24 protein-coding genes are annotated in these 23,818 nt (G+C 73.4%); 13 read left to right on the plus strand and 11 right to left on the minus strand.

What is annotated here, in order from left to right; all coding sequences use genetic code 11:
- The first annotated feature begins 48 nt into the window (after positions 1–48).
- Entirely contained in the window at positions 49–2,829 is a 2,781-nt protein-coding gene (locus PVK74_RS05100; RefSeq protein WP_166456043.1) for a DEAD/DEAH box helicase, read from the plus strand.
- 167 nt (positions 2,830–2,996) lie between these two features.
- Positions 2,997–3,884, plus strand: coding sequence for an MHYT domain-containing protein (locus tag PVK74_RS05105; RefSeq protein WP_064446091.1), 888 nt, complete (start codon positions 2,997–2,999; stop codon positions 3,882–3,884).
- A gap of 8 nt (positions 3,885–3,892) precedes the next feature.
- Here the strand turns inward: PVK74_RS05105 and PVK74_RS05110 are convergent, their stop codons facing one another.
- A complete protein-coding gene (locus tag PVK74_RS05110) occupies positions 3,893–4,816 on the minus strand; it encodes a 5'-3' exonuclease (RefSeq protein ID WP_274478312.1) in 924 nt (307 codons plus the stop codon).
- A gap of 99 nt (positions 4,817–4,915) precedes the next feature.
- Between PVK74_RS05110 and PVK74_RS05115 the strand changes: the two genes are divergently transcribed.
- The 4 genes from PVK74_RS05115 to PVK74_RS05130 all read left to right on the plus strand — a co-directional run bounded on the left by PVK74_RS05115 (position 4,916) and on the right by PVK74_RS05130 (position 8,551).
- Positions 4,916–6,001, plus strand: a complete 1,086-nt coding sequence (locus PVK74_RS05115) for a DUF4037 domain-containing protein (RefSeq protein WP_274478314.1) — start codon at positions 4,916–4,918, stop codon at positions 5,999–6,001.
- A 128-nt stretch (positions 6,002–6,129) separates the two neighbouring features.
- The gene (locus PVK74_RS05120) at positions 6,130–7,494 is read left to right on the plus strand and encodes an extracellular catalytic domain type 1 short-chain-length polyhydroxyalkanoate depolymerase (RefSeq protein ID WP_274478315.1); all 1,365 of its coding nucleotides are present in this window, start codon (positions 6,130–6,132) and stop codon (positions 7,492–7,494) included.
- A 152-nt stretch (positions 7,495–7,646) separates the two neighbouring features.
- Positions 7,647–7,769, plus strand: a complete 123-nt coding sequence (locus PVK74_RS05125; protein ID WP_274478317.1) for a ribosomal protein bL36 — start codon at positions 7,647–7,649, stop codon at positions 7,767–7,769.
- Positions 7,770–7,774: 5 nt separating this feature from the next.
- On the plus strand, positions 7,775–8,551 hold the full coding sequence (locus PVK74_RS05130) for an SDR family oxidoreductase (RefSeq protein ID WP_274478318.1): 777 nt from the start codon (positions 7,775–7,777) through the stop codon (positions 8,549–8,551).
- On the opposite strand, the gene PVK74_RS05135 is transcribed toward PVK74_RS05130, so the two are convergent.
- From PVK74_RS05135 to PVK74_RS05150, 4 genes are all read right to left on the minus strand, one after another.
- Positions 8,511–9,266 carry a glycosyltransferase family 2 protein gene (locus PVK74_RS05135; protein WP_274478319.1) on the minus strand — a complete coding sequence of 252 codons (756 nt, stop codon included), beginning with the start codon at positions 9,264–9,266 and terminating at the stop codon, positions 8,511–8,513. The genes PVK74_RS05130 and PVK74_RS05135 overlap by 41 nt on opposite strands.
- A 90-nt stretch (positions 9,267–9,356) precedes the next feature.
- Positions 9,357–9,995, minus strand: coding sequence for a YdcF family protein (locus PVK74_RS05140; protein WP_274478321.1), 639 nt, complete (start codon positions 9,993–9,995; stop codon positions 9,357–9,359).
- 16 nt (positions 9,996–10,011) lie between these two features.
- Complete coding sequence (locus PVK74_RS05145) at positions 10,012–10,281, minus strand: DUF4873 domain-containing protein (RefSeq protein WP_043324346.1); 270 nt, start codon at positions 10,279–10,281, stop codon at positions 10,012–10,014.
- Positions 10,278–10,994, minus strand: coding sequence for a TetR family transcriptional regulator (locus PVK74_RS05150; protein WP_030504073.1), 717 nt, complete (start codon positions 10,992–10,994; stop codon positions 10,278–10,280). The genes PVK74_RS05145 and PVK74_RS05150 overlap by 4 nt, the downstream gene beginning before the upstream one ends.
- 48 nt (positions 10,995–11,042) lie before the next feature.
- Here PVK74_RS05150 and PVK74_RS05155 point away from each other — a divergent pair, with 48 nt between their 5' ends.
- Positions 11,043–11,933: an AurF N-oxygenase family protein gene (locus PVK74_RS05155; protein ID WP_113973663.1), complete on the plus strand. Its 891-nt coding sequence runs from the start codon at positions 11,043–11,045 to the stop codon at positions 11,931–11,933.
- A 43-nt stretch (positions 11,934–11,976) separates the two neighbouring features.
- On the opposite strand, the gene PVK74_RS05160 is transcribed toward PVK74_RS05155, so the two are convergent.
- The 5 genes from PVK74_RS05160 to PVK74_RS05180 all read right to left on the minus strand — a co-directional run bounded on the left by PVK74_RS05160 (position 11,977) and on the right by PVK74_RS05180 (position 15,100).
- Complete coding sequence (locus tag PVK74_RS05160) at positions 11,977–13,428, minus strand: cellulase family glycosylhydrolase (protein ID WP_274479250.1); 1,452 nt, start codon at positions 13,426–13,428, stop codon at positions 11,977–11,979.
- Positions 13,429–13,566: 138 nt separating this feature from the next.
- The gene (locus tag PVK74_RS05165) at positions 13,567–13,857 is read right to left on the minus strand and encodes a BON domain-containing protein (RefSeq protein WP_043324334.1); all 291 of its coding nucleotides are present in this window, start codon (positions 13,855–13,857) and stop codon (positions 13,567–13,569) included.
- On the minus strand, positions 13,851–14,417 hold the full coding sequence (locus PVK74_RS05170) for an STAS domain-containing protein (protein WP_274478322.1): 567 nt from the start codon (positions 14,415–14,417) through the stop codon (positions 13,851–13,853). The genes PVK74_RS05165 and PVK74_RS05170 overlap by 7 nt, the downstream gene beginning before the upstream one ends.
- Positions 14,414–14,725 (minus strand): hypothetical protein, encoded by a 312-nt coding sequence (locus tag PVK74_RS05175; RefSeq protein WP_030504078.1) that lies wholly within the window; start codon positions 14,723–14,725, stop codon positions 14,414–14,416. Before PVK74_RS05175 ends, PVK74_RS05170 begins: the two co-directional genes overlap by 4 nt.
- A 9-nt stretch (positions 14,726–14,734) precedes the next feature.
- The gene (locus tag PVK74_RS05180; protein WP_043324327.1) at positions 14,735–15,100 is read right to left on the minus strand and encodes an STAS domain-containing protein; all 366 of its coding nucleotides are present in this window, start codon (positions 15,098–15,100) and stop codon (positions 14,735–14,737) included.
- 150 nt (positions 15,101–15,250) lie between these two features.
- On the opposite strand from PVK74_RS05180, the gene PVK74_RS05185 reads away from it, so the two are divergent.
- From PVK74_RS05185 to PVK74_RS05200, 4 genes are all read left to right on the plus strand, one after another.
- A complete protein-coding gene (locus PVK74_RS05185) occupies positions 15,251–15,925 on the plus strand; it encodes a response regulator transcription factor (protein WP_043324324.1) in 675 nt (224 codons plus the stop codon).
- Positions 15,922–17,271: a HAMP domain-containing sensor histidine kinase gene (locus PVK74_RS05190; RefSeq protein ID WP_043324322.1), complete on the plus strand. Its 1,350-nt coding sequence runs from the start codon at positions 15,922–15,924 to the stop codon at positions 17,269–17,271. Before PVK74_RS05185 ends, PVK74_RS05190 begins: the two co-directional genes overlap by 4 nt.
- Complete coding sequence (locus PVK74_RS05195; protein WP_064446082.1) at positions 17,268–17,831, plus strand: GerMN domain-containing protein; 564 nt, start codon at positions 17,268–17,270, stop codon at positions 17,829–17,831. Before PVK74_RS05190 ends, PVK74_RS05195 begins: the two co-directional genes overlap by 4 nt.
- A gap of 142 nt (positions 17,832–17,973) precedes the next feature.
- Entirely contained in the window at positions 17,974–18,783 is an 810-nt protein-coding gene (locus tag PVK74_RS05200) for a SigB/SigF/SigG family RNA polymerase sigma factor (RefSeq protein WP_043324319.1), read from the plus strand.
- A 56-nt stretch (positions 18,784–18,839) separates the two neighbouring features.
- Here the strand turns inward: PVK74_RS05200 and PVK74_RS05205 are convergent, their stop codons facing one another.
- The gene (locus PVK74_RS05205) at positions 18,840–20,834 is read right to left on the minus strand and encodes a glycosyl hydrolase family 28-related protein (RefSeq protein ID WP_274478324.1); all 1,995 of its coding nucleotides are present in this window, start codon (positions 20,832–20,834) and stop codon (positions 18,840–18,842) included.
- A gap of 200 nt (positions 20,835–21,034) precedes the next feature.
- On the opposite strand from PVK74_RS05205, the gene PVK74_RS05210 reads away from it, so the two are divergent.
- Together PVK74_RS05210 and PVK74_RS05215 are read left to right on the plus strand one after the other, a co-directional pair.
- Positions 21,035–22,036 carry a LacI family DNA-binding transcriptional regulator gene (locus PVK74_RS05210; RefSeq protein WP_274478325.1) on the plus strand — a complete coding sequence of 334 codons (1,002 nt, stop codon included), beginning with the start codon at positions 21,035–21,037 and terminating at the stop codon, positions 22,034–22,036.
- Between the two features lie 382 nt (positions 22,037–22,418).
- Positions 22,419–23,795 (plus strand): ABC transporter substrate-binding protein, encoded by a 1,377-nt coding sequence (locus PVK74_RS05215; protein ID WP_043324313.1) that lies wholly within the window; start codon positions 22,419–22,421, stop codon positions 23,793–23,795.
- The last annotated feature ends 23 nt before the right edge of the window (positions 23,796–23,818 follow it).

Below are 23,818 nucleotides of genomic sequence, written 5' to 3' on the forward strand. Positions count from 1 at the left end.
GATGGCCTTGACCGGTACTCGTCGGCCGTACCGATTAATCTTGGATCCATGTCGAGCCCCGCCGAGCGGTACGCCGCGGCGCGCCGCCGGGCCGCGCAGGCCTCCGCCTTCCCGGCCCTGGACGAATTCTCCCTGGATCTCGGGTTCGATCTCGACGACTTCCAGCGCGAGGCGTGCGAGGCGCTGGAGCGGGGCAGCGGCGTGCTGGTCTGCGCGCCCACCGGCGCCGGCAAGACCGTGGTGGGCGAGTTCGCGGTGCACCTGGCGCTGCGCGGCCGGCCCGGCGGCGACGCGCCTGCGGCCCGGCGCAAGTGCTTCTACACCACGCCGATCAAGGCGCTGTCCAACCAGAAGTACCACGACCTGGTGGACCGCTACGGCGCCGAGCAGGTCGGCCTGCTCACCGGCGACAACGCGATAAACGGCGACGCGCCGGTGGTGGTGATGACCACCGAGGTGCTGCGCAACATGCTCTACGCCGGCTCGGCCACCCTCGAGGGCCTGGCGTACGTGGTGATGGACGAGGTCCACTACCTGGCCGACCGGTTCCGTGGCGGGGTCTGGGAAGAGGTGATCATCCACCTGCCCGAGTCGGTCACGCTGGTGTCGCTGTCGGCCACCGTCTCCAACGCCGAGGAGTTCGCCGACTGGCTGGTCACCGTACGCGGCGAGACCGCCGTGGTGGTCTCCGAGCACCGCCCGGTGCCGCTGTGGCAGCACATGCTCGTCGGCAAGCGGATGTTCGACCTGTTCCACGACGCCGACGCGGCCCGCAAGCACGACGTGCACCCGGAGCTGCTGCGCTACACCCGGGACACGATGCGCCGGCTGGAGCTGGGCGAGGGCCGCAGCGCCGGCCCCGGCGGCGGCCGGCGCGGCCCGCGTTGGCGCGGTCCGATGCGCCCGGACATCGTCGACCGGCTCGACCGGGAGGGGCTGCTGCCGGCGATCCTGTTCATCTTCAGCCGGGCCGGCTGCGACGCCGCAGTGCAGCAGTGCCTGGCCGCCGGGCTGCGGCTGACCTCTCCGGAGGAACGCGCCGAGATCCGCCGGGTGGTCGAGTCCCGGGTCACCGCCATCCCCGGCGAGGACCTGTCCGTGCTCGGCTACTGGGAGTGGCTCGACGGGCTGGAGCGCGGGCTGGCCGCCCACCACGCCGGCATGCTCCCCGCGTTCAAGGAGGTCGTCGAGGAGCTGTTCGTCCGCGGGCTGGTCAAGGCCGTCTTCGCCACCGAGACGCTGGCGCTGGGCATCAACATGCCGGCCCGCTGCGTGGTGCTGGAACGCCTGGTCAAGTTCAACGGCGAGGCCCACGTCGACCTCACCCCGGGCGAGTACACCCAGCTCACCGGCCGGGCCGGCCGCCGGGGCATCGACGTCGAGGGCCACGCCGTGGTGGTCTGGTCGCCGGAGACCGACCCCCGGCACGTGGCCGGGCTCGCCTCCACCCGCACCTACCCGCTGCGCTCCAGCTTCCGGCCGTCGTACAACATGGCCGTCAACCTGGTCGGCAGCGTCGGCGCGGCGCCGGCCCGCGAGCTGCTGGAGTCCTCGTTCGCGCAGTTCCAGGCCGACCGGTCGGTGGTCGGTCTGGCCCGGCAGGTGCAGCGCAACACCGAGACCATCGAGGCGTACGGCGCGGAGGCCGCCTGCCACCACGGCGACTTCGACGAGTACTTCGCGCTGCGGGTGGCGATCGCCGACCGGGAACGGGCCATCGCCCGGCAGGGCCAGACCCAGCGCAAGGCGGCGGCTGTCGCCTCGCTGGAGCGGCTGCGGGTCGGTGACGTGATCCGGGTGCCGTCCGGGCGGCGGGCCGGCCTGGCGGTGGTGCTGGACCCGGCCACCGGCGGGTTCGGTGAGCCCCGGCCGCTGGTGCTCACCCAGGACCGCTGGGCCGGCCGGGTCACCCCCGGTGACTTCACCACCCCGGCGGAGGTGCTGACCCGCATCCGGGTGCCGAAGCACTTCAACCACCGTTCGCCTGCGGCCCGGCGGGACCTGGCCGCGGCGGTCAGCGGCACCGGCCTGGACCGGCACGGCGGCCGGCGGGGCGGCCGGTCCCGTCAGGCGGCGGGGGAGGACCACCGCCTCAGCCAGCTCCGCGTCGAGCTGCGCGCGCACCCGTGCCACGCCTGCCCGGACCGGGAGGAACACGCCCGGTGGGCGGAGCGGCGGCGCCGGCTGGAACGCGACACCGAGGAGCTGCGTCAGCGGGTGTCCGGGCGGACCGGCTCGCTGGCCCGTACCTTCGACCGGATCGTCGCGTTGCTGACCGCGCGCGGCTACCTGGCCGCCGACGGTGAGGTCACCGACGCCGGCCGGATGCTGGCCCGGATCTGGACCGAGGCGGACCTGCTGGTGGCCGAGTGCCTGCGCCGACGGGTGTGGGACGGCCTGTCCCCGGCCGAGCTGGCCGCCGCCGTGTCGGTGGTGGTCTTCGAGGCCCGGCGGGACGTCGACGAGCGGGCGTCGTTGCCGCGTGGCGGGGTCGCCGACGCGGTCGACGAGACGCTCAAGCTGTGGGGCGACATCGAGGCCGACGAGGCGGCGCGCGGCCTGGCGGTGACCCGCGAGCCGGATCTCGGGTTCGCCTGGCCGATCTACCGGTGGGCGCGCGGCGAGGCGCTGGCCAAGGTGCTCGCCAGCGGGCACCAGATCGACGGGGAGATGCCGGCCGGCGACTTCGTCAGGTGGGCGCGACAGGTGGTCGACCTGCTCGGGCAGGTCGCCGACTCGGGTGGCGCTTCGGCCGAGCTGCGCGGCACCGCACGGCAGGCCATCGCGGCGGTCAACCGGGGCGTGCTGGCCTACCACGCCTCCGCCTAACGGTCACTTTCGGTCACCGATCTCCGGAAACCGACGCATCGCTGCGTCACCGCGCTGACACCCCGCGAATTGTCGGGGGGGTCGATGCATGCCCTGGTCAGGGCCTATCCCATCATTGCCCCGGGGCGCCGTGGGTCGCGCTGCGTCGATGGTGAGGGAAGGGCGTCGTGGGCGAGATCAATCACTTCGAGTACGGGTGGATCACACCCGCGCTCAGCTACGCGTTGTCAGTGCTCGGCTCGGCGCTCGGACTGGTCTGCGCCGGGCGGATCCGGACCGCCACCAGCGGCGGCCAGCGCGCCTGGTGGGGCCTGCTCGCCGCGTGGGCGCTGGGTGGCACCGCGATCTGGGCCATGCACTTCATGGCGATGCTCGGGTTCGCCGTCTCCGGCACCCGGATCCGCTACGACGTGCCGCTGACGGCCGCCAGCACCGCGATCGCGGTGGCGTCGGTCGGCATCGGGCTGGCGATCGTGGGCACCGGCCGGCTCGCCGCGCCGCGTCTGCTGGCCGGCGGGTTCTTCACCGGCGCCGGGGTGGCCGCCATGCACTACACCGGCATGGCCGCGATGCGCCTGGACGGCTCGTTCGGCTACGACCCGCTGCGGGTGACGCTCTCGGTGGTCATCGCGATCGTGGCCGCCACCGTCGCGCTCTGGCTGGCGATGACCGTCCGGCGTGGGCTCGCCATCGCCGCCTCGGCGCTGGTCATGGGCATCGCTGTCAACGGCATGCACTTCACCGGCATGAGCGCGCTGTCGGTGCACCTGCACGAGAGCCGCGGCCCGGCCTCCGGCACCGAGGTGAGCGGACTGCTGGTGCCGATCGTGCTGGCGGTGGTCTTCGGCGTGGTGGGGCTCGTCTACGCGCTGCTCGCCGCGCCGTCGGACGACGACCGGGCCGGGGCCGCGTACGTCAGCTCGCGGCTCGGTGACGCGCCGCGGACGGTCGCCGCCGAGCCAGCGCCGGACCCGGTGGGCCTGCGTGCCCGGTCGACGCTGGCGCAGCCCGGCGCCCAGTTCCCGAGCCGCCGGAGCACCGACCGCCCTTCGTGATCAACTGATCACGATCGGTCGCCCGCCAGCGCGTCGACCAGGCGGCGGCAGGACCCGGCCAGGTTCCAGCGCTGCGCCAGCTCCAGCAGCCGCTCCGGGTCGGCGGGCGACGTCGGCAGCGTCGGGTCCAGCTCGGGCAGCGGCACGTCGGTGGCGACCCGGACCACCTTCGGCGCCACCGCCAGGTAGTCGCGGGCGGCGTCGAGCTTGGCCCGCAGCCCCGGGGCGAAGCCGGAGCCGGGGTCGTCGAGCGCGGCCAGGATGCCGTCGAGCCCGCCGTAACGGTCGATCAGCCGGGCGGCGGTCTTCTCACCCACCCCGGCCACGCCGGGCAGGCCGTCGCTGGGGTCGCCGCGCAGCGCCGCGAAGTCGGCGTACCGGTCGGCGGGCACGCCGTAGCGGGCCCGCACCGCCGCGTCGTCGCAGTCGTCCAGCTTGGCCACGCCCCGCCCGACGTAGAGCAGCCGCACCGGGCGCGCGTCGTCGACGAGCTGGAACAGGTCGCGGTCGCCGGAGACCACCTCGACCGGGCCGGGCTGGGTCATCGAGAGCGTTCCGAGCACGTCGTCGGCCTCGTAGCCGGTGGCGCCCACAACCGGGATGCCGAGCGCGTCGAGGACCTCGAGGATCATCGGCACCTGCGGGGACAGCGTGTCCGGCACGACCTCGCCGCCCTCGGGCGCGACCCGGTGCGCCTTGTACGACGGCAGCAGCTCGACCCGCCACGCCGGCCGCCAGTCGTGGTCCATCGCGCAGATCATCCGGTCGGGACGGCGGGTGCGGACCAGCTGGGCGAGCATGTCGAGGAAGCCGCGCACGGCGTTGACGGGCTGGCCGTCGCCGGTCTTCGCGGCCGACTCGGGAATGCCGAAGTAGGCGCGGAAGTAGAGGCTGGGGGAGTCGATCAGGAGGATCGGCTGTCGGTGTGCCACGGCGACAAGCCTTCCACAGCCCTCTGACGAGATGGGGGAGGCGACCGCGGGACCGGAAACCCGGGCGCGCGCGGGTCCCCGGATGCGCAGACTGGCGGGGTGAGCTTCGTACCCGGCCTGACCCTGGCCCGCCGGTTCCACGACGAGGTGGTGGGTCCGCTGCTGGCGCGGCGGCTGCCCGGCCTGCGGTACTCCGCCGGTCTGCTCGACGGCGGCTCCGAGCTGCTCGGCCTCGACACGCCCCGCTCCACCGACCACGACTGGGGTCCGCGTACCCAGGTCTTCGTGGGCAGCGCGCGCGACGTGGCGCCGGTACGGGCGGCGCTGGACGCGGACCTGCCGGCGCGGTTCCTCGGCTGGCCGACCCGGTACGCCGGCGGCCCGGCGGTACGGCTCGGCACGGTGCACGCCGACGGCGACCGGCACGGCGTGAGCGTGGACGAGCTGGGCGCGTGGCTGCGGGACCGGCTGGGCGCCGACCCGCGCGCCGGCATGTCGGTGGCGGACTGGCTGGCGACGCCGACGCAGCGGCTGGCCGAGTTGACCGGGGGAGCGGTGTTCCACGACGGGCTCGACGGGGCGCTCACCGCCGCCCGCGCCGCGCTGGCCTGGTATCCGGACGACGTGTGGCGGCACGTGCTGGCGTCCGGGTGGCAGCGGGTCGCGCAGGCCGAGCACCTGGCGGGCCGGTGCGCCGAGGTCGGCGACGAGCTGGGCAGCCGGGTGGTGGCCGCCGGGCTGGCCCGGGACCTGATGCGCCTCGGGCTGCTGCTGCGCCGCCGCTGGCCCCCGTACGCGAAATGGCTCGGCACGGTGTTCGCGACGCTGCCGGGCGCGGCGCCGGTGGTGGACGGGCTCGCCGCCGCGCTCGGTCCGGGCGAGTGGGCGGTCCGCGAGCCGGGCCTGGTCCGGGCGCTGGAGACGGTGGCCGGCTGGACCAACGACGTCGCGCTGGCGCCGGCTGTGGACCCGGCCGCCCGGCCCTTCCACGACCGGCCGTTCCTGGTGCTCGACGCGGGCCGCTTCGTCGAGGTGCTCCGCGCCGCGATCACCGACCCGCAGCTGCGCGACCGGCCGCCGATCGGCGCGGTGGACCAGTACGTCGACAGCGTGGACGTGCTCACCCACCCGGACCGCGCCCGCCGGGTGGCCGCGGCGGTTGTCCGTCCGCCGGGCGCGGCCTAGACTCCGATTCGAGTCGCATCGATCCGCGACTGTCTATCTCGTCTCCGAGGGTCCGGGCCGCCCGTCGCAGGCGCCTCGCCGGCGAGAACGCCGCTCCGTGCGGCGTTCCCACCACCGAGGAGAACAGCATGCTGTCCAGAATGAGCAGACTCCGGCTGCTCGGCGCGGCGCTCGCCGCCGCCGGGCTCGCCGTCGGAGCGGCGCTCGCCGTCCCCGGGCCGGCCTCGGCCGCCGCGCTGACCGAGGTGACGAACTTCGGCACCAACCCGAGCAACCTGCGCATGTACCTGTACGTCCCGGACACCGTCGCGGCCCGTCCCGGGCTGCTCGTGGTGAACCACTACTGCACCGGCAGCGGCCCGGCCATGTACTCCGGCACCCAGTTCGCGTCGCTGGCCGACCGGTACGGCTACATCGTCGTCTACCCGTCGGTGACCCGCAGCAGCAAGTGCTTCGACGTGTCCTCACCGCAGGCGCTGCGCCGCGAGGGCGGCAGCGACCCGGTGGGCATCAAGTCCATGGTGGACTACGTGCGGCAGCGCTACCCGGTCGACTCGCAGCGGATCTTCACCACCGGCACCTCGTCCGGCGCGATGATGACGAACGTGCTGCTCGGCGACTACCCGGACGTGTTCCGCGCCGGGGCGGCCTTCGCCGGGGTGCCGTTCGGCTGCTTCGCCACCACGAACGGCTCGGAGTGGAACAGCGAGTGCGCCAACGGCCAGGTGCTGAAGACCCCGCAGCAGTGGGGCGACCTGGTGCGCAACGCCTACCCCGGCTACACCGGCCCGCGTCCGCGGATGCAGATCTGGCACGGCACCAACGACGAGACGCTGCGCTACCCGAACTTCGGCGAGCAAATCGACCAGTGGACGAACGTGCACGGGCTGAGCCAGACGCCCGACTACACGGACAGCCCGCAGTCCGGCTACACCCGGACCCGCTACGGCGGCACCGGCGGCACCGCGACCGTCGAGGCGATCAGCATGCAGGGCGTCACGCACAACCTGCCGGTGGACGCGGCCCAGGCGATCCGCTTCTTCGGCCTGGACACCGTGCCGCCGACCAGCCCGCCGCCCACCACGGCCGTCCCCACCACGCCGCCACCCACCACGCCCCCGCCGACGACGCCCCCGCCCACCACGGCGCCGCCGCCCACGACGCCGCCGCCGTCGGGGGCCTGCCGGGTCGGGTACGTGGTGAACGCCTGGAACAACGGCCTCACCGCCTCGGTGACGATCACCAACACGTCCACCACGGCGATAAACGGCTGGAGCCTCGCGTTCACCCTGCCGGGCGGCCAGACGATCACCGGCGGCTGGAACGCCACCTACAGCCCCACCAGCGGCGCGGTGACCGCCCGCAACGTCTCCTACAACCCGGTGATCGCACCGGGCGGCTCGGTGGACATCGGCTTCCAGGCCACCCACACCGGCAACGCCGGTAAACCCGGCTCGTTCACGCTCAACGGAAGCCCCTGCACGGCCGCCTGATCCGCACGCCAGTACGCCGAGGTGGCGGCATCCCGGACACGGTGATGCCGCCACCTCGGCGAAGCGGTGGCGACCACGCGGGACCGGGCATGAGCACCGCCGCGGCGGGTACCCGTACCGGACGGACACCGGCGGGAACCGAAGGAGCGGATATGAAGGTCCGAAGCTCCCTGCGCGCACTCAAGCGCAAGGCCAACTCGATAGTGGTCCGGCGCCGGGGCAAGCTGTTCGTGCTGAACAAGTCCGACCGGCGGCAGAAGGCCCGGCAGGGCTGAGCCCGATGGCGGACATCCTGATCACCGGGGCCGGCAGCGGGCTCGGCCGGGGCGCGGCGCTCGGGCTGGCCCGCACCGGCCACCACGTGATCGCCGCGGCACAGATCTGGCCGCAGGTCCGCGAGCTGCGCGCCGAGGCCGAACGGGCCGGCGTCGCGCTGGACGCGATCAAGCTGGACGTCACCGACCCGGCCGACCGGGCCGCGGCCGCCCGCCACCGTGTCGACATCCTGGTGCTCAACGCGGGCCTGCAGGAGGCCGGCGCGGTGGTGGAGATCCCGATGGAGCGGGTCCGCCGCTCGTTCGACGTGAACGTCTTCGGCCACCTGCACCTGACACAGGACCTCGTGCCGCCGATGCTGGCCCGGGGCGCCGGCAAGGTGGTCTGGGTGTCCTCGGCGGTCGGCGTCCGAACCCGGCCGTTCATCGGCGTCTACGCCGCCACCAAACACGCGATCGAGGCGCTCGCCTGGGCCATGAAGGGCGAGCTGGAACCGCGCGGCGTCCGCGTTGCGGTGATCAACCCCGGCCCGTACCGGACCGGCTACAACGACACCGGCGTGGAGACCATGTCCCAGTGGTGGGACGAGTCCACCGCGCTGCTGCCGCGCCCTGACTTCGGCGACTACCTGGGCCACCAGCGCGACCCCCAAGAGATGATCGACGAGATGGTCCGCGCGGTGCCCGCCGACGACGGGCACCCGTACCGCACCACGTGCCCGCCGTCGCTGCGCGAGCAGCTCAGGGAGTTCGAGTCGCAGGTGTGGGACGCGACGTCGTGACGGCGGTGTCCGGGATGCGCTCCGGGTGGGCACCGCCGGTCAGCCGGGCCGCGGCGAAGCCGACCAGCGGGCGGTAGATGCGCACCGAGTCGGCGAGCGCGGAGAAGTGCGAACCCGCGTTGCCCGCGTGGTAGCGGGTGGCGATGTCCACCTGCTCGACCGGCAGCCCGGCGGCCACCGCGCGCAGCAGCACGTCCATCTCGTACTCGAAGCGGTCGCCGGGGACGGTGACCAGCCAGTCCAGCAGCCCGGCCGGGTACGCCCGCAGCCCGGTCTGGGTGTCCCGCACGTCCCGGCCGGTCGCCAGCCGGAACGCGACCCGGGTCGCGGCGTTGCCGAACCGGCTGCGCGCCGGCACCTCGCCGTCGAACCGGCGCACGCCGAGCGTCATCGCGCCGGTGGCGCGCATCCGCCCGGCCACCCGGCACACGTCCTCCACGCGGTGCTGACCGTCGGCGTCCACACAGGTCACATCGTGTCCCGGGTGGCGCGTGGCGGCGTACCGGAAACCGGTGCGCAGCACCACGCCCTTGCCCCGGTTGACCCGACGGCGCAGCACCTCGGCGCCCCGGTCGCGGGCCGCGCGCAGCACCCCGGCGGCGGCCGGGCCGCTGCCGTCGTCCACGACCAGCACCCGCGCCCCGGGCAGCGCGGCCCGCAGGTCGGTGACCAGCGGCGGAAGCCGGTCACCCGGCCGGTACACGGGCACGAGCACGATCACTGGACCTCCCGGGGTGGACTCGCCCGCCGGCACGGTCCGCCGGGTCGATCGAGGAGCGTCGTACCCCGGGCCCGCGACCGCGAATCACCGCCGGGGTGTGAGGCGTCCGATCCGGTCGGCCGCGCGGGTCAGCGCGCGCTCGCGGCGCAGCGACGCCTCCGGAGTACGCACGCCGAGATAGCCGAGCCGGCTGAGCGCCCGGACCGCCCGCTCACGCCGGGCCGGCACCGGTTCGGGCGCGGTCACCGGCACGTCGGCCAGCGCCGGGCCGGACAGGCCGAGCACGCGCGCGGCGAGCAGCCGGACGCGGGGCAGGTGCCACGGGTGCGTGACCAGCCCGAGCGGGTGCCGCGCGGTGAACTCGGCCGCGCCGAGCAGCCCGTCCTGCACCGTGTGCGCCAGGTTCTGCAGCGTGGTGCGGGACCGGGTCTCGGCCGCCGACCGGGCGTACGCGTCGAGGCCGGCCTCGCGCGCCAGCGCCCGCATCAGCTCGCCCTCCCGGAATCCGGGCGGCGGACCGGGCGCCCCGGCCGGGCCGTGCGGCCAGCCGCCGGTGAACACGACCCGGGCGCCGGGCGCGCGGCGGAACTCGTCGGCGTGCGCGCGGACGTACGCCACCGCGGCCTCGGTGCGCGCGACGCTCTCGGCGGTGAGCCGGTAGCCGTCGTCGCCGGCCACCACGCCACGGCCGAAGACCAGCAGCACGGTGGCGGTCGGCGTCATCCCCTCACCGTACGTGTCACTCCTCTTCCGGGGGCCAGGGCGGCGTGCCGACGCCGGTGATGCGCACCCCGCCCCACGGGTCCACCTCGGTCAGCCGGGCCCGGGTGACCCGCTCGCCGATGCGGATCTCCACGTCGCGGCGGCCGGAGCGCAGCAGCCGCACCAGGCGTGGCTCCGGCTCGACGCGCCCGGCCCAGTGGTAGCGGCCGTCGACCGGCTCGAACCGGCCGCCGGCGTGCAGCCGTACCGGGGTGCCGGCGATCTCGGCCGTGCCCTGCCAGGTCACCTGTCGATCCGTTCGTGCGCGCGGGTCAGCTCCGGCGGCAGGTCCGCGCCCCGGCGGACCCCCTCGATGCCGCTCCACAGCAGCGTGGTCAGGTACTCGGTGAGCGCGGACCGGTGGATCGGCTGCCCGTGCGTGGTCCACCAGTCGCCGACCGCCTGCACGAACCCGACCAGCCCGTACGCCCACGGTTCCGCCGGCCCGGCGTCGAGACCGAGCGCGCGCAGCCGGTCGCCGATGACCCGGGCCAGCCCGGTGGCCACCTGCCGGCTGGTGCCGGCGACCACCTGCTGGATGCCGGGATGGCCGGACTCGTGCACCAGGAACCGGTAGAGCGAGGGCTCGAACTCCACCACGCTCAGGTACGCGTCGATCGTCGCCTCGACCAGCGCCCGCTCCTCGCGGACCTGCTCCACGGCGGGCGCGACGGCGGCCACCACGCGCGCCGCGACCACCTCGCTGACCGCGAGCCAGAGCTGCGCCTTGTCGGCGAAGTAGCGGTAGAGCACCGGTTTGCTGACCCCGGCGGTGGCCGCCACCTGGTCCATGTCGACGTTCGGGCCGTGCCGCAGCAGCGCCTGCACGGCGGCGGCGATCAGTTCCTGGCGGCGCTGTTCGCGGTGCTCCGCCCAGCGGTCACGCCGCCCTCCGGACCGTGGCGGGGACGGCTCCGGCGAGGGGTCGGGGCCATTGACATCGGTGGTGGTGCGTCGCATGCTACCACTCGTAACAGTTACTGGAAGTTACGTCAATATGGAGGGGTCATGGCCGGATTCCCGCGCGAGGCGGTAGCCGCCCGCCTCCTCACCGCCTCCGTGCGTACCAGCTACGACCCCCTGGTGGACGTCGACTGGTCGGCGCCGCCAGTGCCCGGCGCGTACTGGCTGCCGCCGCAGCGCAGCAGCCTCTACGGCACGCCACTGTGGGACGGGCTGACCGAGGAGCAGCGGGTCGAGCTGACCAAGCACGAGGTGGCCAGCGCCGCCAGCGCCGGGATCTGGTTCGAGACGATCCTCATGCAGATGCTGATCCGGCACTACTACGACGCGGATCCGACCAGCCGGCACGCCCAGTACGCGCTGACCGAGGTCGCCGACGAGTGCCGGCACTCCATCATGTTCGGCCGGCTCATCGAGGCCACCGGCGCGCCCGTCTACCGCGCCGAGCCCGTCGACCACCTGCTCGGGCGCTGGCTCAAGGCCACCGCCACCGGCCCGCAGATGTACGCGGCCATCCTGATCGCCGAGGAGATCCTCGACTCGTTCCAGCGCGAGATCATGGCCGACGAGTCGTTGCAGCCGCTGATCCGGATGGTGTCGCGCATCCACGTGGTGGAGGAGGCCCGGCACGTGCGCTTCGCCCGCGACGAGCTGGCCCGGCAGGTGGAGGCGGCCGGGCCGGTCGCGCTCACGTACGCGCGGCTGGTGATCGGGCGGGCCGCGTACTCGATCACGCGGCGGCTGGTGCACCCGCGGGCGTACGCGTCGGTCGGGATCGACCCGGCGGCCGGTCACGCCGCGGCGCGGGCCAACCCGCACTGGCGGGCCACGCTGCGCTGGTCGGCGCAGCGGATCGCCGAGCATCTGACCGAACTGGGTCTGGTGGCCGGGCCGGGCCGGCTGCTGTGGCGCCGGGCCGGGTTGATCGAGGGCTGACCGGCGGCGACCCGAAGGGGAAGGATCGCCGCCGGCCGCCCGGTCAGGAGGTCGGGAAGTTGTCGGGGGTGCGGATCCGGTCGCGCATGTACGCGCCGGACTGCGTCAGCACCGACGTCCCGCTGAACGAGCCGGACGCGCACGTGCCCGGCCGCAGCGCGGCCGAACCCTCGGGGGCGTCGGAGAACGTCCAGTTGGCGTAGCTGATCTTCAGCCGGTCGAGCAGGTCGAGCCAGGCGTTGCTGCTGGCGACGTCGACGGCGCCGTCGCCGGTGTAGGTGACGGTGCCGAACTCGGTGACGAACAGCGGCAGCCGGGAGGCGGCCCGCTGCACCTCGTTGCGGTAGTTGTCCTGGTGCGAGGCGGCGTAGAAGTGGAACGTGTACATGATGTTCTGCGCCCGCACCGGGTTGTTCACGATCTCGTCGGAGTTGCTGCCGTCGGACACGCCCAGCGAGGACCAGCCGCGGGTGCCGACGATGATCACCGCGTCCGGGTCGTTGGCCCGGATCACCGGGATGACCTGCTCGGCGTAGTTGCGGATGGTGGACCAGCTGACCCCGTTGGGCTCGTTGGTGATCTCGTAGATCACGTTCTTCTTGGCCGCGTTGCGCGCGGACACGTTGGCGAAGAACGTCTTGGCCCGGTCCAGGTTGTACATCGGGTCACCGGGGGTCAGCGTGTGGAAGTCGATGAGCGCGTACATGCCGCGGGCCTCTGCCTTGTCCACGAGCGTGTTCACCTGGGCGGTGAAGCCGGCCGGGTTGGTCTCGTAGCCCTGCTCCTGCACGTACATCGAGATGCGCAGCAGGTCCGACTGCCACTCGTCGGCCAGCACGTCGAGCGAGGTGTCGGTGTAGCAGTTGGCGAACCACTGCAGGCCGTGGGTGCTCATGCCGCGCAGCTGGATCGGCCGTCCGTACTGGTTGCAGAGGTTGACCCCGCAGACCTGGAGCTGGCCGTTGATCGCGACCGGGGTGGTGCCGGTCGGCGGCGGCGTCGTGGGCGGGGGAGTGGTCGGCGGCGGGGGCGTGCTGGGCGGCGGGGTGCTCGGCGGGGGCGTGCCGGTGCCGCCGGTGCAGACCGTGCCGTTGAGCGTGAACGAGGTGGGGTTCGGGTTCGACCCGGTCCAGGAGCCGTTGAAGCCCACAGTGGTGCTCGCGCCGGTGCCGAGCGCGCCGTTGTAGTCCGCGCTGCGCGCGGTGACCGAGGAGCCGCTCTGCTGCCAGGTGGCCGACCAGCCCTGCACCACGCGCTGGCCCCCGTCGGGGAAGGTGAAGCCCAGCGTCCAGTTGCTCACCGGGTCGCCGAGGTTCGTCACCGCGACGGTGGCGGTGAAGCCCCCGGGCCACGAGTTGGTGGTGTAGGTGACGGCACAGCCGGTCGCGGCCATCGCGTTCGGCGACGGCAGGACGGCCGTCGCCGCCAGGGCGAGCGCGCCGACCGCGCCGCCGACGAGCAGGTGCCGCCGGGACGGGCGGGGAATCGAGAACATGCGGGAAGGTCCCATCGCTTGATGGTGATCGGACGGTGCCCGTCGTGAACCTGCCCGGAAAGCCCGACGCGGCGGCCTGGGGGAGCGCTCCCAGGGCGAGCGTAGAGGCGGATGTCGATCCGTGCAACAGCCGGTGGCTCAGCGGCCGCCGCGCCGCCCACCGTAGAGCCGCAGCGCGTTGCAGACGTCGAACACGCCCGGCACGTCCCAGGCCAGCTCGGCGGCGACCAGGCGGGTTTCCGGATCGGCCACCAGGCCGGCGAGGATCACCACCCGGTTCTGCACCGTGACGGTGATCTGCTGCCGCCGGGTGGTCCAGTCGGCGCTGAGCCGCTGGGCGACGAGCGAGGCGAGCCGGGTGTCCGCGTCGTCGGGCTCCGGCTCACGGCCGGTGTACGGGAACTCGGGGTACGGCCAGGGCATCACCACGGGGAGGGCTCCTTCTGTTCGGTCATGACCGCGCGCCGGGACGCGGATCCCGGCGCCGGGGCGCGGCCGTCGACGACTGTGAAGACGCCGTCGAGCCGCATCGTGTGCAGCACGGTGAGCACGAAGCGCGACGGCGACAGCAGGCACAGCCGCCGTCCGTCGCGCCGGGCGTCCTGGTGCGCGCGCACCAGCAGGCCGAGCCCGGCCGAGTCGATCACCTCGAGCGCGGACAGGTCGACCAGTTCGCGGTCGCCGCGCACGGAGCGTTCCGCGAGCGCCCGGCGTACCGCCTCGGCGGGATCGACGTCGGCGGCGGTCAGGGTGCCGGCCACCTGCTCCAGGTCCTCGGTGCCCAGGCCGTCCTCGGCGACCGTGGCCCGGACGCTGCACCGGGGGCAGTGGTGCGGGCCGGACGCGAAGGGCGAGCCGACCCAGTCGTGCTCGAACACGAGCGTCCACACCACCTCGGCGTCGGGCAGCGTCGCGCCCGCGCCGGTGACGCTGTCGCCGCAGCCGTCGCAGATGAGCATCATCAGGTGGTCCGCGGGGACGACTGTCACACCTCCTCCTTCCGTCGGGCGCCCGGATCGGGCGCCTGCCGGTCCGCGCCCGTGCCGCCCGCCGTCACCACCGCCAGCACGACCGCCACGGCCGCGAACGCGGTCTGCGTCACCAGGGACAGCAGCGGCGAGGCGTCGGGGCGGCGGTCCACCAGCCCGACCACGATCGCGCCGAGCAGCGCGGCGGCCACGCCGAGCGCCAGCGTCAGCCAGACCGGGACGGCCTTGCGTCCCGGCACGACGAGCCGGCCCACGCCACCGACGGCGAGACCCACCACGAGTGCTCCGACGAGCGTGCTTCCGGTCACGGCCCCTCCTCAGCGGGGTGCGGACGCGACCCGGGCCCGGCCGCGCGCGGCCGGACGGGGCGTGTCGACGACGGGTACGGCGCCCAGCCCGGAGGTCTGCAGGATGCGCCGGATCCGTGGGTGCGGGTTGCTCAGCGTGAGCACGCCGTCCTGCCGCGCCAGCCGCCGGTGCACGTCCAGCAGCAGCGCGACCGCGGCGGCGTCCACATGTCGGCACCCGGCGAGGTCGATCGTCAGCTCGCGGGGGCGCAGCGCGAGGATGCGGTCCAGCACGTGCGCGACCTCGGGCAGCCCGGCGAGGTCCAGTTCGTCGGTGATGTCCACCCGCACGTGCGGCACGGCGGACTCCGGCGGGGACGGCAGGGTAGCGGGCATCAGGTCGCTTCCGTGGCGGGTTCAGTGTCGATCCCCACTCTGCGCAGCGATCTTGGAGGTCCCCGGACGGTTGTATGACGGTTCGATGACAAAAACCACGAACGGCCCACGCGGTTGGGCTACCCGTGCGCGGCCGGTCATGATGCCCATATGACGGCCGTACTGGTGATCGAGGACGACGACCGCATCCGGCTCGCGCTGCAGCTCGCCCTGGAGGAGGAGGGCTACGAGGCGTACGGCGCCCCGACCGCGGAGGACGGGCTGCGACGGCAGCGGGAGAAGCCGTCCGACTACGTGCTCGTCGACCTGATGCTGCCCGGCATGAACGGGTTCGACTGCATCCGCCAGCTGCGCCGCGACGACGACGTGCCGGTCGTGGTGATCAGCGCCCGCGACGACACCCACGACATCGTCGCCGCGCTGGAGGCCGGCGCCGACGACTACGTGGTGAAGCCGGTCGCGATCAAGGAGCTGTCGGCCCGGCTGCGGGCGCTGCGCCGGCGGGTCCGCACCGTGTCCGGGCCCGCCCCCGCCCAGTTCTTCGGCGAGCTGGAGATCAGCGCCGAGGCCGGCGAGGTGCGCCGCTCCGGACGGCCGGTCCCGGTCACCCGCACCGAGTTCCGGCTGCTCTGCGAGCTGGCCGAGCACGCCGGCCGGGTGCTGTCCCGCCAGCAGCTGCTCAGCCGGGTCTGGGGCTACGAGACCGGCGACGAGCGGCTCGTCGACGTGCACGTCGGCCGGCTGCGGCAGAAGATCGAGTCGGACCCGGCGAACCCCCGCCACCTGGTCACCCTCCGCGGCCTCGGCTACAAGCTGCAGCGATGACCCGTCCCGGACTGCGCGCCCGCGTCACCGCGGCGTTCGCCGTCGGCGCGTTGCTGCTGTCCGCGCTGATGGCCCTCTTCTCGTACGACCTGACCCGGCGCTCGCTGCTCGACGAGCGGGAGCGCACCGCGGTGAGGGCCGCCTACTACGACGCGGCGGTGGTCCGCTCCGGCCTGGACACCGGCACGCCGGACGTGGTGGCGGTGCTGCGCTCGCTCGACACCGGCAGCGCCCGCCGCCCGCTGCTGCACCTGCCCGACGGCTGGTACGCCCGCACCGCCGACGTGGGCGCCAGCTCCGTGCCGGTGGAGTTGCAGCGCATGGTCGCCGACGGCAAGCCCGCGGTGCAGCGGATCCGCCTCGACGGGCAGCCCGCGCTGCTGGTCGGCGTGCCGCTGCCCGGCGCGCTCGGCTACTACGAGCTGACCTCGCTGCGGGAGGTCGAGGAGACGTTCCAGGTGGTGGGCCTGGCGCTGATCGCCGTGGCGATCATGGTGGCCGGGGCGGGCGCGGCGCTCGGCTGGTACGCCACCCGGCACAGCCTGCGGCCACTGACAGCGGTCGCCGACGCGGCGGAACGGATCGCGGGCGGGGACTTCGCCACCCGGCTCGATCCGACCACCGACCCCGACCTCACCCGCCTGTCCAGCTCGTTCAACGAGATGGTCGACAAGCTGGTGCATCGCATCGAGCGGGACCGGCGCTTCGCCGCCGACGTGAGCCACGAGCTGCGCTCGCCGTTGCAGACGCTGGCCGCGGCGGCGAGCGTGCTGCACCGCCGCCGCGAGCACCAGGACGAACGCACCGCCACCGCCGCCGGCCTGGTGGCCGACGAGGTGACCCGGTTCCAGCGCCTCGTCGACGACCTGATCCAGCTGGCCCGCACCGAGCAGCCGGCGCACCGCGAGACGGTCGACGTGGTGGAGCTGGCCCGGGCCGCCTGCCGGGAACGATCGCTGCCGGAGAGCCTGGTGCAGGTGGCAGGCGACGTCCCGCACGAGTGGTGGGTCGACCGGCGCCGGTTCGCGCAGACGCTGCTGAACCTGGTGGAGAACGCCGAGCGCTACGGCGGCGGCCCGGTCGCCGTACGCCTGGGCGGGGGCGACGGCGTGGGCGTGCTGGAGGTCGACGACGACGGACCGGGCGTGCCGCCGGGCGACCGGGAGATCATCTTCGACCGGTTCGTGCGGGGCCGGGCGGCGCACGACCGCGCCGGCACCGACGGCACCGGACTCGGCCTCGCCCTGGTGGCGCAGCACGCCGACGCGCACGGCGGGTCGGCGCGGGTGCTGGACCGCGCGCCCGGCGCCCGTTTCCGGGTCGAGCTGCCCGGAGCGCTCCGGTGAGCCGGCGGCGGCTCGCGCCCGCCCTGCTCGCCGTGGCGCTGCTCGCCGGCTGCGGGGTGCCGGTGGACGACGAGCCCCGGCTCGTGCAGACGCCGCCCGGGGCCTTCCCGACGCCTGCGGTGTCCTCGACCGCCGACGGGGACGGGCGGGTGGACGAGCCGTTCTGCTTCGTCCGGGACGACGGCCTGGTCGTGGTCAACCGCCGGGTGGACGGGCTGCCCGGGGTGGACACGCACCTTCAGCACCTGCTGGCCGGTCCCGGTCCGGGGGAGCGCCGCCAGGGGCTGTCCACGGCGCTGCCGGGCACGGTGGCGGTGGCCGGGGCCACGCTGGCCGGCACCGTGGCGACAGTCGACGTGCGCCAGGCCGGTGAGGAGACCGGCCGCAACGACGAGGTGCTGGCCTTCGGGCAGATCGTGTGCAGCCTCACGCAGCGACCGGACGTGTACAGCGTCGCGTTCCGCCGCGGCGGGCAGCCGCTGGAGGTGCCGCGCGCGGACGGAAGCCTCTCGGTGCTGCCGCTCACCGCTGCCGACTACCGCCCGTTGATGCCACGCTGATCGCCGTTGCTCGCCTCTATGTCCGGATATGACGCTAAATCTCCATCGTCCGTTCGGTTGATTTGGCCATGGCCTTTGGTCTAGTGTGGCTGGCACGACCGGTGTGGGAGGCCACCCGTTCTCCGAGGACAGGAAGGGCAGCATGACCACGATGACCATGGCATCGACCGCGACCGAGGTGCAGCGCGCGCCGCAGACCGGTGAGGAGTCCCGTGCCAGCGAGCTGATCGCGGCGCTCGCCGCGCTGCCCGCCGGCCACCCGCAGCGGGCCGCCCTGCGCAACCAGGTCATCGAGGCGTGGCTGCCGCTGGCGAACCACCTGGCCGCCCGCTACAGCGGGCGCGGCGAGCCGGCCGGCGACCTCGCGCAGACCGCCGCGCTGGGCCTGATCAAGGCGGTGGACCGGTTCGACGCCTCGCGCGGCGTCGACTTCGCCGGCTTCGCCATCCCGACGATCCTCGGCGAGATCAAGCGGCACTTCCGCGACCGCACCTGGAACATCCGGGTTCCGCGCCGCCTGCAGGAGCTGCGGCTGCGCATCTCCGAGGCGAACAGCACGCTGACCCAGACGCTCAACCGGGCCCCGACCGTCGCCGACATCGCCGCCCACCTCGACGTCACCGAGGAAGAGGTGCTCGAAGGCCTGGAAGGCGCCCGCGCCTACAACGCGGTGTCGCTGTCCACCCCGATCGGCGACGGCGACAGCGCCACCGAGCTGGGCGACACCCTCGGCGCCGAGGACAACGAGTACGAGCTGGCCGAGCTGCGCGCCTCCCTCGGCCCGGCGCTGGCCACGCTCGACGAGCGGGAGCAGAAGATCCTCACGCTGCGCTTCTACGGCAACCTGACCCAGAGCGAGATCGCGGCCCGCGTCGGTGTCTCCCAGATGCACGTGTCCCGGCTGCTCGCCCGCGCCCTGACCAAGCTGCGCGGCCAGCTCACCGAGGCCTGAGCCACACACGTACCGCGACCCCCGCCGGCCCGTGACGGCGGGGGTCGCGTCGTGTGTCACCAGCGCGACGGCGGTGGCGGCGGCACCAGCGGCGGACGGTCGTCGCAGGTGATGGTGTTCGGCAGCAGCCACGGGGCCAGCCAGCCGCCGTCGTTGCCGCCGAGGTCGGTCAGGGCGAACTCCGACCCGGCCGGGGTGAAGTGGAACGACCCGCAGTTGTTCACGCCGACCGCGCCCACGTTGCGGGCGTCCACGTTCGCGAAGCTCGCCCCGCCCGCCGTACGCGCGCTGACCACCGACGTCCCGGCGCCGTCGACCCGGATGTCCCGGAAGCGGACGTTGTCGATACGGACGCTGTCCTTCACCGGCCAGTCGCTGACCAGCATGATCGCGTTGTAGGTGCTGTCCAGGTACGCGTCGCCGCTGACCAGGATGTCCGCGTCGATGCTGCGGTCCAGCGCGTAGAACCAGATCGCGCCGAGGCCGATGTTCCAGTTCAGGTCGTACGTGCCGGCCCGGACCGTGGTGTTGCCGGTGATCCGCAGCCGGCCGGTGAACGGCTCCGCCCCGAACCGGCTGCCCACCTGGATCGCGCTGCCCTCGCGTACCGGGTCGGCGACCAGGTTGTGCGCGACGGTCAGGTCCGCGCCGCCGTACAGCGCGATGCCGTTGGCGAGCACCGGCGACTGCACCGTGTTGTACGCGAACGTGTTCGACGCGTTCGCCGTGCCCTCCGACCACATGGCGAGGGCGTCGTCGCCGCTGTTGCGGACCACCGAGTTCGTCACCGAGGAACGGGTGACGCCGGTGTGGAAGTTCAGCCCGTCGGCGATCTGGTCGGCGATCACGGTGTTCGTGACCCGCAGGCCGGTCATCGGCCCGTCGAACCACATGCCGACCTTCGTGTGGTGCAGGTAGAGGCCGTCGATCGTGCTGTGGTTGAGCGCCCCGCCGATGGCGTTGACCTGGTCGGTGTCGATCCGCTCGCGTACGTCGCCCTCGATCGCGAAGCCGGACAGGTGCACGTCGCTGCTGCCGCCGTCGGCGGCGTCGCGGCCGTAGAAGCCGACGCCGGTGTGCCGGGAGCCGTCGGGCGCGGGCGTGTCCAGCGTGACCTCGCGTCCCCGCACGATCGTGTACCAGCTGCCCGCACCGGCGATCGTCACGTCGTCCACGACGATGTGCCGGTTGACCTGGTAGGTGCCGGGCGGCAGGTAGAGCGGGCGGTCCACCCGCCGGGCGTACGCGACGGCCCGGTCGAGGGCGTCTGCGGACTCCCGCCGGCCGGTCGGGTCGGCGCCGAAGGACAGCGCGTTCACCGCGCGGGGGACCACGCGCGGCGGCGCGACCAGGTGCGCGTCCACCAGGTCGATCACCGTCCACGCGGCGGCGGTGCCGCGCGGCGCGGTCAGCCGGACCACCTCACCGGCCCGATGGGTACGGCCGAGCAGCAGCCGCTGCTCGTCGTAGAAGTGGTGCGGCCGGAACGGCTTGCTGATCACCGGCGCGGGCGTGGTGGCCGCCGGCACGCAGGAGCACTCGGTGATCCACCAGTCCGGGTGCAGCAGGTCGGCGCCGGGGTCGTTGGTGAACGGGTACTGGTTGTAGAGCCAGGCGTACTGCGAGGTCAGCGTCATGGTGCGGGCGGGCGCGTGCCCGACGGACACCCGCAGCGGCGCGGTGATCCCGCCGCCGCCCGGCGCGTCCGGGATGCTGTAGCGCACGGTCAGCGCGTTCGTGGGCCGGGGGAGCGTGAGTTCGACGTGCTGGCCGGGCAGCAGGCGCACGGCGCGGCGGCCGGACGCCTCACCGGCGAGTGTGTACGCCGACCGGTCCGGCCCGATCACGGTGCCGGTGGTCCGGCCGTGTTCCGCCTCCTGCTCGACGTAGTCCACAGTCGCACCGCGCCCGGCGACGAGCGCGGGGTCCAGCCCGGCGCGCGTCACCACGGGGGCCGGTCCGCGCGGCGGGCCGGCCGTGGCGGCGCCGGGCGGTACGAGCAGAGCGGCGGCGAGCGCCGCCGCGAGGATCCTCGGCACGCTCCGCGACATCGGAGCACCCACTTTCTCGGGGGACGGGGTGGCCTCGGCGGCGCAGGCCATCGACAAGGGTCCTCATGTTATTCCGGTTTTCTGATGCCTTTCAAGCATCAATCTGCTCGTATCTTTCGGACGCCTTGTCGCCCGTCTTGGCAAGAACCGACCCGTCCGGCTGTTCATTTCTTGCAAGAATCCGACGTACGATTGCCGCCGTGACGAAGCGCCTGACCGAGGTGGCCCGCAAGGCGGGCGTCAGCGAGGCGACGGTGAGCCGGGTGCTCAACGGCCGCGGCGGCGTGTCCGAGGCGACCCGGACCGCCGTGCTGACCGCCCTCGACGTGCTCGGCTACGAGCGCCCGAGCAAGCTGCGCGGCGAGCGCGCCCGCCTGGTCGGCCTGGTGCTGCCGGAGTTGCAGAACCCGATCTTCCCGGCGCTGGCCGAGGTGGTCACCGGCTCGCTCGCGCAGCGCGGCTTCACCCCGGCGCTGTGCGCCCGCACCATCGGCGGCGTACCGGAGTCCGGGTACGTGGAGATGCTGCTCGACCACCAGGTCAGCGGCGTCATCTTCGCCGGCGGCTCGTACGCGCTCGCCGACGCCTCGCACGAGCACTACCGGCGCCTCACCGACCGGGGCCTGCCGGTGGTGCTGGTGAACGCCGGCGTCGAGGAGCTGGGTTTCCCGCGCGTGTCCACCGACGACGCGGTCGCCGTCGAGCAGGCGTACGGCCACCTGCGCTCGCTCGGCCACGACCGGATCGGCATGGTGCTCGGCCCGGCCGACCACGTGCCCTCGCGCCGCAAGCTCGACGCCATGGTCCGGGCCGCCGGCTGGGGCGAGGACCGGTCCATGGTGGAGCGGTCCAGCTTCTCCATGGAGGGCGCGCGGGTCGCCGCCACGAAGCTGATCGAGCGCGGCGCGACCGGCATCGTCTGCGCCAGCGACGTGCTCGCGCTGGGCACCATCCGGGCCGCCCGGCGTTTGGGCTGCGCGGTGCCGGCCGACGTCTCGGTGGTCGGCTTCGACGACTCGGCGTTCATGACCTGCACCGACCCGCCGCTGACCACGGTGCGCCAGCCGATCGAGACCATGGGCCAGGCCGCCGTGGACCTGCTGGTGACCCAGATCGAGGGCGCCGGGGTGCTGCACGACGAGCTGCTGTTCGAGCCCGAGCTGGTGGTACGCGGCTCCACCGCCCCCGCCCCCCGCAGCTGACCCCGGGGCCCACGCCGCCCCCACGCCGCTCCCCCACGCCGCCCCACCCCACCCCACCCCACCGCATCCGTCGATCTTGGAGTTGTGGTGCCCGGAATGCGGCACTGATGCCGGTATCTGAGGCGCCACAACTCCAAGATCGACGGATGCGGCCGACTGGAGCTGCGTCCTTCCGAGGCCAAGTCGAATTCTTGCGTTTGCCAGTCGGCATCTTGCTGGGTTCGGTTCGCGTCGCTACAGTGACTCCACTCACACCTGACCCGGGGCGCGGTTTCCGGAGGCAGGGCGCGTGCCGGCTGCCGTTCCACCACCAGAGGCAGCCGCGCGGTCACCGCACATCAGTGAAGGCCATGGATACACCCGTTCCCGAAGGGATGGACAGATGTCCGTACCGCAGTATCGGAAGGTCGCGGCGCTCGCGCTCGCGACCGGCCTCGGGCTCAGCCTTGCGGCGTGCTCCACCAAGAGCGACGACAGCGGCGACGCCGGCGGCAAGGTCACCATCACCGTCGACTGTCAGCCGGTCGGCGCGCAGAAGGAGCTGCTGAAGAACTGGAACGACGACGTCGCCGAGTTCCAGCGGCAGAACCCGGACATCGTCGTCAAGAGCGTCAGCGTCGGCGAGCAGTGCAACAACCCGCCGGACTTCACCGCCCGCCTGGCCGGCGGCACCGTCACCGACGTGTTCTACGGCTACATGACCGACCTTCAGCAGGTGCTGGACTCCGGCCAGGCGATGGACATCGGCCAGTACGCCACGAAGGACACCATCCCCACCTGGGACAGCGTCGACCCGGCGCTCAAGGAGGTCTTCACCGACGGCGGCAAGCTCTACGCCGTACCGGTGAAGAACTACTCGATGGGCCTGATCTACAACAAGGCGCTGTTCCAGCGGGCCGGGCTCGACGTGAACAACCCGCCGAAGACCTGGCCGGAGGTGCGGGCCGCGGCCAAGAAGATCTCCGCGCTCGGCGACGGCATCGCCGGGTACGCCGAGTACAGCGCGGGCAACACCGGCGGCTGGCACTTCACGTCGCTGCTCTACTCGCAGGGCGGGCAGGTGCTCAGCGCCGACGGCAAGAAGGCCGACTTCAACAACGCGATGGGCAAGCAGGTCCTGCAGAACCTCAAGGACATGCGCTACGGCGACAACAGCATGGGTGCCCGGCAGCTGCTCCAGTGGGGTGACCTGCTCACCAACGCCGGCGCCGGCAAGGTCGGCATGTTCATCGGCGCGCCGGACGCGACCCAGGCGATCGTCAGCCAGTTCCAGGGCAAGTACCAGGACTGGGCGATGGGCCCGCTGCCCGGCCAGGACGGCCCGGCCAAGGCCACGCTGGGCGGCGGCGAGGGCTACTTCTTCAAGAAGGGCCTGAGCCCCGAGCAGGTCAAGGCCGGCCTGAAGTGGCTCGCCTACCAGAAGCTCACCCCGGGTAAGGGCCAGTTCGACTACGTGCGCGCCAAGCCGCAGAACTACCCGGTCGGCCTGCCCCAGCCGCTGCTGTTCACGAACGGCAGCGACGCGCAGAAGCAGGAACTGGAGCTGCGCAAGGCGAACGCGAACGTGGACACCACGAACTTCGCGGTCTTCGAGGCCAACCCGGTGCCGATCAAGGGTGAGCCGCGCAACGCGCAGGCGATCTACGCGGTGCTCGACGCGGCGATGTCCGGTGTGCTGACCAACCCGAACGCGAACATCGACGCGCTGCTCAAGACCGCCGAGGACAAGGTCAACCAGCTGCTGGCCGCCGACAGCTGACCCGACCGGAGGTGGGGCCGGCG

Source organism: Micromonospora chalcea (assembly GCF_028768405.1).
GTDB lineage: Bacteria > Actinomycetota > Actinomycetes > Mycobacteriales > Micromonosporaceae > Micromonospora > Micromonospora chalcea.